Genomic DNA, 8455 nt, shown 5'->3' on the forward strand with positions numbered 1-8455 from the left:
CCTCCCGACGTCCCCTCCTCACTCCCCTGCTCGCCGTGGCGCTCTGGGCGCTCGCCGGCTGTGGGCGCGATACCGGTGGTGCCGGCCAGGGCCACACGCTGGAGACGGCCGCACGCGCCTCCGCGCTCGGCTCGGTTCCCGGCCGTATCGAGGCCGAGGCCTACAATCCGGGCGGAGAGGGCGTGGGCTATCACACCGGCCATGGCGACTGGGGTGACGCGCATCCGCGCACCGACTCCATGGACCTGCGCGCGGACTCCACCGCCTCCGGCGGCTACGCCCTCCACTGGATCGAAGCCGGCCAGTGGTTCGCCTACAGCATCTCGGTGGCCACTCCCGGGACGTACACCGTCTCTCCGCGCGTGAGCGTGCCGTGGAACCCGGGCCAGCTGCACGTCGAGGTGGACGGCACGAACGTGACGGGGAGCCTGTCCTTCCCGGGCAACACGCCGACATGGACGAGCCTCACGAGCGCGCCCTTCCAGCTCACCGCGGGCACCCATGTGCTCAAGGTCTTCATGGAGGCCAACTCCTTCGCCTTCGACGCGCTGGAGGTCACGCTCGTCCAGGCCGCGCCGCAGTCCACCTTCCTGCGCGGCATCAACATCGGAGGCGGCTCCGCTTCCGCGATCACCGTCGGCGGCCGGGCCTTCGTCTCCGAGGCGGACGCAAAGCGCGGGGGCCTCACCGTGCAGACCTCCACCGGGGGTGCTCCCAATGCCTGGCAGACCGCCATCGCCCCGGCCTCGTTCTCTCCGGCGGTGACGGACACGGGCCTGGCGTCGCTGCTCAACAGCCATGTCTCCGCGAGCAATGACGGGCTCAAGCTCACCCAGGCCGCATGCAATGGCACGTATCAGCTCTACACGTACCACCTGGAGAACAACACCAACCAGTGGCGCTCCTTCACCGTCAAGGTGCAAGGCACCGCGTATGACACCGTCTCGCTCGCGCAGAACCAGTGGCGCAAGTACGGGCCCTACACCGCCACCGTGTCCAACGCGACCAGCGGCTGCAATGGCACACTCACCGTGGAGCTGGTCGCCGGCCTTCGCGATGCGTCCATCATGGGCCTGGAGGTGTGGACCTCCAGCGGTGGCAGCCTGCCGGCCATCGGCGGCACCGTCCCGGCCGGGTGCGACCAGAACAGCGCGTACGTCCCCACCGGCTACGCCCCGAAGTTCTGCGATGAGTTCAATGGCACGACGCTGGACCGGACGAAGTGGAAGACCCGCTACATCTACTCCAACGAGACGCTGGACCGGCTCAACGATGAGAAGCAGCGCTACCGCGACAACAACAACCACGTCGTCTCCAACGGCACGCTGAAGCTCACCGCCTACAAGGTGACGGCCAGCGACCCGGCGGGCATCAACTACGAGTCGGGGATGATCCGCTCGACGTACCTCCAGCGGTATGGCTACTTCGAGGCGCGCGTGAAGCTGCCATCCGGCGTGGGTGTGTGGCCGGCGTTCTGGCTCAACTCCGACTACGGACCGAACGGTGAGCTGCTGTGGCCGCCGGAGATCGACATCTTCGAGTACGTGGTCAACGGCGTGGAGGACACCGTGGACATGGTCCACACCGGCGTCATCGTCGGCGACGCGGCGCTCCGCGACGGCCGGTTCCTCTACACCGACCCGAACTTCCACTCGGATTGGACCTACTACCGCGACCCGGCGGGCTCGCTGGCCGGCCAATGGCATACCTTCGGGCTGGTGTGGGACGCGGACACCGCCACCACGTACCTGGACGGCCGGAAGCTCGTCACCCGGGGGTATCACTGGAAGTACGACGACGGCCGCGACGCGGCGCCCGCCCACGTGCTGCTGAACCTCGCCATCGGCGGTGAGTGGGCCGGACGCCACGGCATCGACGACGCGCGGTTCCCGCAGGCGCTCGAGGTGGACTACGTGCGCGTCTACCAAAAGCAGTAGCCTGCCGGGCGTGAACCGCACCGAAGCCACCCAGGCCCTCGAGCTCATGCGCCGTGTCGTCGCGCAGGCCCGCGACGACACCGCGCTCCAGAACTGGGGCGCCATCTGGATGCTCCACGCCTTCACCAACGGCGGGGGCTTCCTGGTCACGGACTGGCTCTGGGAGTCGGGGCAGCGCGGCCCGGGCGCCTTCGTGCTGCTGTGGGGCGCGCTGCTCAGCATCAACTTCGCCAGCATCTTCTTCATGAAGCGCGGCCAGCAGGCCGGGGTGCGCTCGTTCATCGAGCGGCAGATCTGGGCCATCTGGACCACCTTCATCGGTGGGCTGGTGCTGGTGGCGCTGCTCAACCTGCTGCTCGGGTTGGACCGGCTCTTCGTTCCCCCGGTGGCGTGCGTCCTGTTCGCCATGTCCTTCGCGTCCATGGGCGCGCTGATGGGCCGCGTCTGGTACGGCATGGCCCTGCTCTTCGCGCTGGTCGCATTGGGAATGACCCGCCTGGAGGCGCACGGGTTCGGCGTGCTGGGCGGGCTCTGGTTCCTCGTCCAGTTCGGCTCGGGCCTGGCGCTGCATCGTGCCCGGAGCCGACGGCTCGCCGCCGGGGACGCGGGGCCGAGGCTGGTATGAGCGCGGAGTCACTCGCGGCCCTGGTGGCGCTGGCCCTGGAGCCGCTGGGGCTCAGCGAGCGGGCGCTCACGGCGCGGCTGCTGGAGGCCGGTGTCGTGGAGCCCGCGGGCGTGCTGCGGCGGCTCGTCGCGGCGGGACAGGTGCAGGCGTCGCGAGGGGCGTGGGTGCTGACTTCCTCGGGACACGAGGCGCTGCGGGAGGCGCACGCCGCGCTCGCGCGGGCCCAGGACCCCAGCCCCAGCTCCGAGGGCATGGAGGAGTGTCCTTCCGTGCCGTGGCTCACGCAGGTGCAGACGCACTGGGTGGAGGCCGTGTCGCTCAACTACGCGGTGGATCCGGGCCTGCTCGCGCGCCTGCTGCCCGCGCCGCTGGAGCCGGAGGTCTTCCACGGCACGGCCTGGGTGCAGGTGCTGATGTCCTCCCTGCGCGACATGCGGCCCCGGGGCCTCATGCCCCTGCTGGGCGTCTGCTTCTACCAGGTGAGCTACCGGGCCGCGGTGCGCTACCGCAACGCGAACGGAGACTGGCGGCGCGGCGGCTACTTCGTGCGCAGCGAGACGAGCGACCCGGTGATGCGCGGCGTGGGCAACGCCCTCAAGGAGTTCAAGTTCCATGAGTTTGGCGAAGCCCGGATGGTGATGGCGCGCGAGGGCGACCTGCTCACGGTGGGGGTGGATCCAGAGCCCGCCTTCCCCGGTGGGAAGCTGGTGGGCGTCTTCGATACGGAGCCCCGGACGCAGCCGCCCGAGGGCAGCGTGTGGACGGACCTCGAAGCGCTGCATGAGCCGCTGGTCGAGTGCTACGACGCGTTCGGCGTGGCGGACGGGTGTGTCTACGTGCTGACCATCGACCGCGAGCCGTGGAACGCGCGCTTCGCCACGCCGGTGCAGTTGTATTGCGAGTACCTCCAGGAGGGCCCGCTCGCTCCGGGCGCGCGGCTCGACTCGGTGCTGCACCTCAAGGAGTGCGCCTACCGCTGGCGTCCGCTGCGTCGCGAGCGTTACGCGCGCTGAAGCTGTCGGTGCTCGCGGGGGTGCGCTGGAAGGCCCGCGTGAGCGTGCGTCCAATGCGGGCCAGCAGGCGCTCCGCCCCGGAGACATGGAATACCGACAAATCCTTGTTTAGATGATTTAACACGTATTGCGTGCTAGGTCGGGCCTCCATCGCGCTGTCTGGAGGTCATCCATGAAGAACCCGTCGCTCATCCCGGCCCTCGCGCTCCTGGGGGCCGTCTCGGTATTCGCCCCCGGCTGTGGCGACGAGCATTCCGACACCTCGCTCCCAGACGAGACCCCGGTGGGCACCGCCAGCGGAGCGCTCGCGTGCAGCACGCGCATCACCTACGGCGACCGGTGGATCCGCCCCGCCACCCACCCGGCGCAGTACGACGTCGCGGGCGACCTGGTGACGTGGGACGGCAGTTGCGTCAACGAGGGCACCAACTCCTACGCCGTGCTGTCGAATGGGTGGAAGCCGTACTTCACCGGCAACAACGCGTGCGTGCTGGCGCTCGACACGGACTGCACCGGCGCCACCGCGTGTTCGACGCGCCTTACCTACAGCGCGACGTGGCTGCGCCCCTCCGGGCACACGGCCCAGTTCGACGACGCGGGCGGGCGCGTGACCTGGGACCGGGGCTGCACGAACGAGTCCCCCAACTCCTACACGGTGCTGTCGAACGGCTGGAAGCCGTACTTCAGCGGCGCGAACGCGTGTGGTCTGTCATTGCGCTACACGGGCTGCGGCGGGCTGTACACGAACCCGGTGCTGCCCGTGGGCTGCGCGGATCCGGGCGTCATCCATGACGGCACGCAGTACGTCGCGGCCTGCACGTCGGGCGGCGCGGCCAACGCGTTCGCGCTGCGCACCTCCCGGGACCTCGTCACCTGGACGGCCGCGGGCTCCATCTTCCCGTCCACGCGCAAGCCGACGTGGGCCACGGGCGACTTCTGGGCGCCGGAGATCCACAAGGTCGGGACGCGGTTCATCGCGTACTTCACCGCGCGGCACACGGACGGAAAGCTGTCCATTGGCGCCGCCACGGCCACCAGCGCGCTCGGGCCCTTCACCGACATCGGCCATCCGCTCGTGCACGACGTGGGCATGGGGATGATTGACGCCACCTTCTTCCAGGACACCGCCGGGGTGCCGTATCTGGTGTGGAAGGCGGACGGCAACGCGGTGGGCCAGCAGACGCCCATCTATGGCCAGACGCTGTCGGCGGATGGCCTGGCGCTCACCGGCACGCGCCGCACGCTCATCACCAACAACCTCGCCTGGGAAGGCGGCGTCGTCGAGGCGCCGTGGGTCGTCGCGCGGGGCGGCTACTACTACCTCTTCTACAGTGGCAACGCGTACTACAACAGCACGTACGCGGTGGGCGTCGCCCGCGCCACCAGCCCGCTGGGCCCGTACACGAAGCTGGGCGCGCCCATCCTCAAGACAGGCGGCGGCTGGGTGGGCCCGGGCCACAACTCCGTCGTCACGGGGCCGGGCGGCGACACGTACATGGTCTATCACGCGTGGGACAGCGCCCATACGGACCGGCTGATGCTCGTGGATGCCATCACCTGGCCCAATGGCTGGCCCGCGGTCCCCGAGGCCCCCTCGGCCGGATCGCGGCCCATGCCGTAGCGCATCCGCATCCCCTGCACCGCTCCGGGGAAACACCTGTCCCCGGAGCGGCAGCAGGATGGCTTTTCAGCGGACGCGGAAGATGGGCTCCACCCAATAGTTGGAGCTCTCCCAGCTCAGCGTGGGGAACGTGCCACTGGGCCCGTAGGCGAAGACACCGCCGTCCGCCTCCACGTGCAGCGGCTGCGCGTAGTACGGGATGACGAAGGCCTGCGACGCCACGGTGTAGCCACCATTCGGCGCGTAGTACGACACGGTGTAGGCCGTGTTCTCCTGCACGGCCACGTCCGGGTAGAGGTCCACCGTCTGCCAGCCGCTGCCCGGCCCGCCCTCGCCCACGAAGAGGCCCGTGGCCAGGAGCACGCCCTGCGCGTCCCACAGGTGCACCCCGCGCTGCTCCAGCGGTGCGCCGGGGTCGCGGTAGAAGCGCACGGCGTCGATGATGCCCGGCACGTCGCTCTTGAACCGCACCCCCAGCTCCACGCCGTCCGTGTCATCAGACGCGAAGACGCCGGAGGGCGCGGGCGTCTGCCACAGGCTGTACGCGGTGGGCGCGGGCGTCACCGTGGCCCGGTAGGACGGAGCGCTGGTGCCGTACGTGTTGGACGCGCGCACCTGGTAGAAGTACGCAATGCCATTCATCACGTTGGTGTCCAGCCAGGCCGTGCGGGTGAGACCCGACGCCACCGTCTGGTAGGGCCCGGCCTCCGAGGTCGCGCGAAGCACCGCGTAGGTCTGCGCCCCGGACGCGGCATCCCAGCGCACCGCGGCGGCGTTGTTGCCAGGATAGGCCCGCAGGAACAGCGGCGTCTCCGGCGGAGAGAACTTCACGAGCGGCTCCACCCAGTAGTTGGAGTGGTTCCACGACTCCGTCGGGAAGGTACCCCGAGGCCCATACCCATACACCCCGCCGTCGACGGGCACCGACAGCACCCCGGCGGTGTAGCCGCTGGTGAACGCGCCCTCGGTGACGGTGTAGCGCCCCTCGGGTGCGTGGTAGCTGACGACGTACTGCGTGTTCGCGGCCAGCGGGACGTCCGGGTAGAGATCCAATGTCACCCACCCCGTGTGCGGACCGCCCTCCCCCACCCAGACGCTGGAGGCGAGCAGCGCGCCGCTCGCGCTCCACACGTGCACGGCGCTGGTCGTGAGGGCCGCGGCCGGGTCCCGGTAGAAGCGCACCTTGTCGAGGACGCCGGGGGCGGAGCTCTGGAAGCGCACGCCCACCTCCACGGCCGTGGTGTCCGGATCCACCTGCGCGGGAGCCGGCGCCGTGGTGCCGTTCCACAGCGAGGCGGTGGTCTGCGCGCGCGAGAGACCGGGCGCGCAGAAGAGAAGGACGGAGAGCAGCGAGGAGACCATTCCAACCTGCTTCATCAGGGACCTCCCGTCCGCCTGGGACGGACGCGAATGACGGGCGGCGCGGCGGCGCCCCGGCCCCGTCTAACCTGATTTCCGGGAGAACACGCAACCGTGCCCTGACGGCGGGGAGTGTTCACCTTCGGTTGGAGCCACGGCGCAAGGGGGTTGCCGGTCCCGGGTGCCAATGACGAATACCGGCCCTGTCGGTTGCCGAAGGACGACGAGTTCGTGAGCCCACCTGCCCCCACCGCTCAACGCCTGAGGCGCTTCACGCCACGCATCCTCCAGACCTGGGAGGAGCGGACGCGGCAGAAGGTACCGGCCGCCCGGGCGGAGGCCTCGCCGGCCCTGCGGGACTCCCTGCCAGACATGCTCGCGGAGCTGGCCACGACCCTGGAGCATCCCTCGCCGGTGCGGGCCCTGGTGGAGAAGGAGCATGCGCTCGGCCGGGAGCACGGCCACGAGCGGGCGACCCTGAGCAGCTACTCCCTGGAGCAGGTCATCCACGAGTACCAGCTGCTGCGCCAGGTGCTCTTCGAGGTGCTGGAGGAGGAGGGCCCCCTGAGCACGGTCGAGCGCGACGTGCTGCTCGACGCGGTGCAGGTCGGCGTGCGCAACGCGGTCAGCGAGTTCTCGCGGCAGCGGGGCCAGGAGGCGGAGGACAGCCGCAAGGCGCTCCAGGAGGCCCACGCGCTGCTGGATCAGCAGGTCCAGGAGCGCACGATGGCGCTCGCCCTGAGCGAGGAGCGCTTCCGGCTCTTCGTGGAGGGGGTGCACGACTACGCGCTCTTCACGCTGGATCCCGAAGGCGTCATCACCTCGTGGAACTTCGGCTGTGTGCGCGTGAAGGGCTACACGGTGCGGGAGGCGGTGGGCCACCACTTCCGGATGCTCTACACGGAGGAGGGCCAGACCCGCCGTGACGCGGAGGAGCACCTGATCATCGCCGCGCGCGAGGGCCGCTTCCGCGGCGAGGGGATGCGCCGGCGCAAGGACGGCTCGACGTTCCTGGCGGACGTGCTCATCACCCCCATGTACCGGGACGGCCTGCTCATCGGCTTCTCCAAGGTGGTGCAGGATCTCACCGAGCGCAGCCTGCTGGTGCGCGAGCGCGACCTGTCGCGCAGCACGGTGGAGAACTTCCGGGTGGAGCGTGAGGTGCGCGAGCGCTTCATCGCCATGGTGTCCCATGACCTGCGCACGCCGCTGACGGCGGCGAAGATGAGCGCGCAGATCATCCTGCGCCGGCCCGAGGCCCATGAGCGCCACCTGGAGTACGCGGCCCGGGTGTTGACCAACCTGGAGCGGCTGGACCGGATGGTCACGGACCTGCTGGACGCCAGCCGCCTGCGCGAAGGCCGGGCGCTCACGGTGGAGCTGTCGCACTTCGACCTCCCGTCGCTGGCACAGGAGGTGGCGGAGGAGCTGGCCACGGTGCACGGGGACCGCTTCCTCGTGCACTCGGATGGGAAGGTGGAGGGCTACTGGAGCCGCGATGGCCTGCGGCGGGTGCTGGAGAACCTCGCCGTCAACGCGGTGAAGTATGGCGAGCAGGGCAGCCCCATCACCTTCAGCGTGCACCGCAGCGAGCACCGCGCCGGCCTGCGCGTCCTCAACCTGGGCAAGGGCCTCACGCCCGAAGAGCAGGAGGGGCTCTTCGGGCACTTCCACCGGGGCGTGGAGGCCGAGCGCGGCGCCCAGCCGGGCTGGGGCGTGGGCCTCACCGTGGTGCGCGGCGTCGTGGAGGCCCTCGGGGGAACCGTCGGCGTGACGAGCACGCCGAACTCCGGCACCACCTTCTTCGTGGACCTGCCCCTCGACTCGCGCCCCTTCGCGAAGGAGCACTCCGCGCGGGAGCAGGATTAGCAGCGCGGGGCATCACACACTCCTGGTGAAG

The 8455-nt window shown here is 70.0% G+C and carries 6 protein-coding genes; 5 read left to right on the forward strand and 1 reads right to left on the reverse strand.

Going from position 1 to position 8455, the window contains the following annotated elements; genetic code table 11:
- The 4 genes from D7V97_RS13670 to D7V97_RS13685 form a co-directional block, all read left to right on the forward strand.
- Positions 1 to 1937, forward strand: a 1937-nt coding sequence (locus tag D7V97_RS13670) for a family 16 glycosylhydrolase (protein ID WP_120611067.1), incomplete at its 5' end; no start/stop codon positions are given.
- A gap of 10 nt (positions 1938 to 1947) precedes the next feature.
- Positions 1948 to 2562: a hypothetical protein gene (locus D7V97_RS13675; RefSeq protein ID WP_120611068.1), complete on the forward strand. Its 615-nt coding sequence runs from the start codon at positions 1948 to 1950 to the stop codon at positions 2560 to 2562.
- A complete protein-coding gene (locus tag D7V97_RS13680) occupies positions 2559 to 3575 on the forward strand; it encodes a DUF2071 domain-containing protein (RefSeq protein ID WP_120611069.1) in 1017 nt (338 codons plus the stop codon). The genes D7V97_RS13675 and D7V97_RS13680 overlap by 4 nt, the downstream gene beginning before the upstream one ends.
- Positions 3576 to 3747: 172 nt before the next feature.
- On the forward strand, positions 3748 to 5196 hold the full coding sequence (locus tag D7V97_RS13685) for a glycoside hydrolase family 43 protein (RefSeq protein WP_120611070.1): 1449 nt from the start codon (positions 3748 to 3750) through the stop codon (positions 5194 to 5196).
- A 66-nt stretch (positions 5197 to 5262) separates the two neighbouring features.
- Here the strand turns inward: D7V97_RS13685 and D7V97_RS13690 are convergent, their stop codons facing one another.
- The gene (locus D7V97_RS13690; protein WP_120611071.1) at positions 5263 to 6573 is read right to left on the reverse strand and encodes a DUF4082 domain-containing protein; all 1311 of its coding nucleotides are present in this window, start codon (positions 6571 to 6573) and stop codon (positions 5263 to 5265) included.
- Positions 6574 to 6786: 213 nt separating this feature from the next.
- On the opposite strand from D7V97_RS13690, the gene D7V97_RS13695 reads away from it, so the two are divergent.
- Entirely contained in the window at positions 6787 to 8424 is a 1638-nt protein-coding gene (locus D7V97_RS13695) for a PAS domain-containing sensor histidine kinase (protein ID WP_147444807.1), read from the forward strand.
- Positions 8425 to 8455 lie beyond the last annotated feature (31 nt).

The organism is Corallococcus sp. CA053C, from assembly GCF_003611675.1.
Lineage (GTDB): Bacteria > Myxococcota > Myxococcia > Myxococcales > Myxococcaceae > Corallococcus.

What these genes read in the sequence shown, in the direction of transcription:
- D7V97_RS13690 (WP_120611071.1), bottom strand. Translation starts at nt 6,573, where the DNA reads ATGAAGCAGGTTGGAATGGTCTCCTCGCTGCTCTCCGTCCTTCTCTTC.
- D7V97_RS13685 (WP_120611070.1), top strand. Translation starts at nt 3,748, where the DNA reads ATGAAGAACCCGTCGCTCATCCCGGCCCTCGCGCTCCTGGGGGCCGTC.
- D7V97_RS13680 (WP_120611069.1), top strand. Translation starts at nt 2,559, where the DNA reads ATGAGCGCGGAGTCACTCGCGGCCCTGGTGGCGCTGGCCCTGGAGCCG.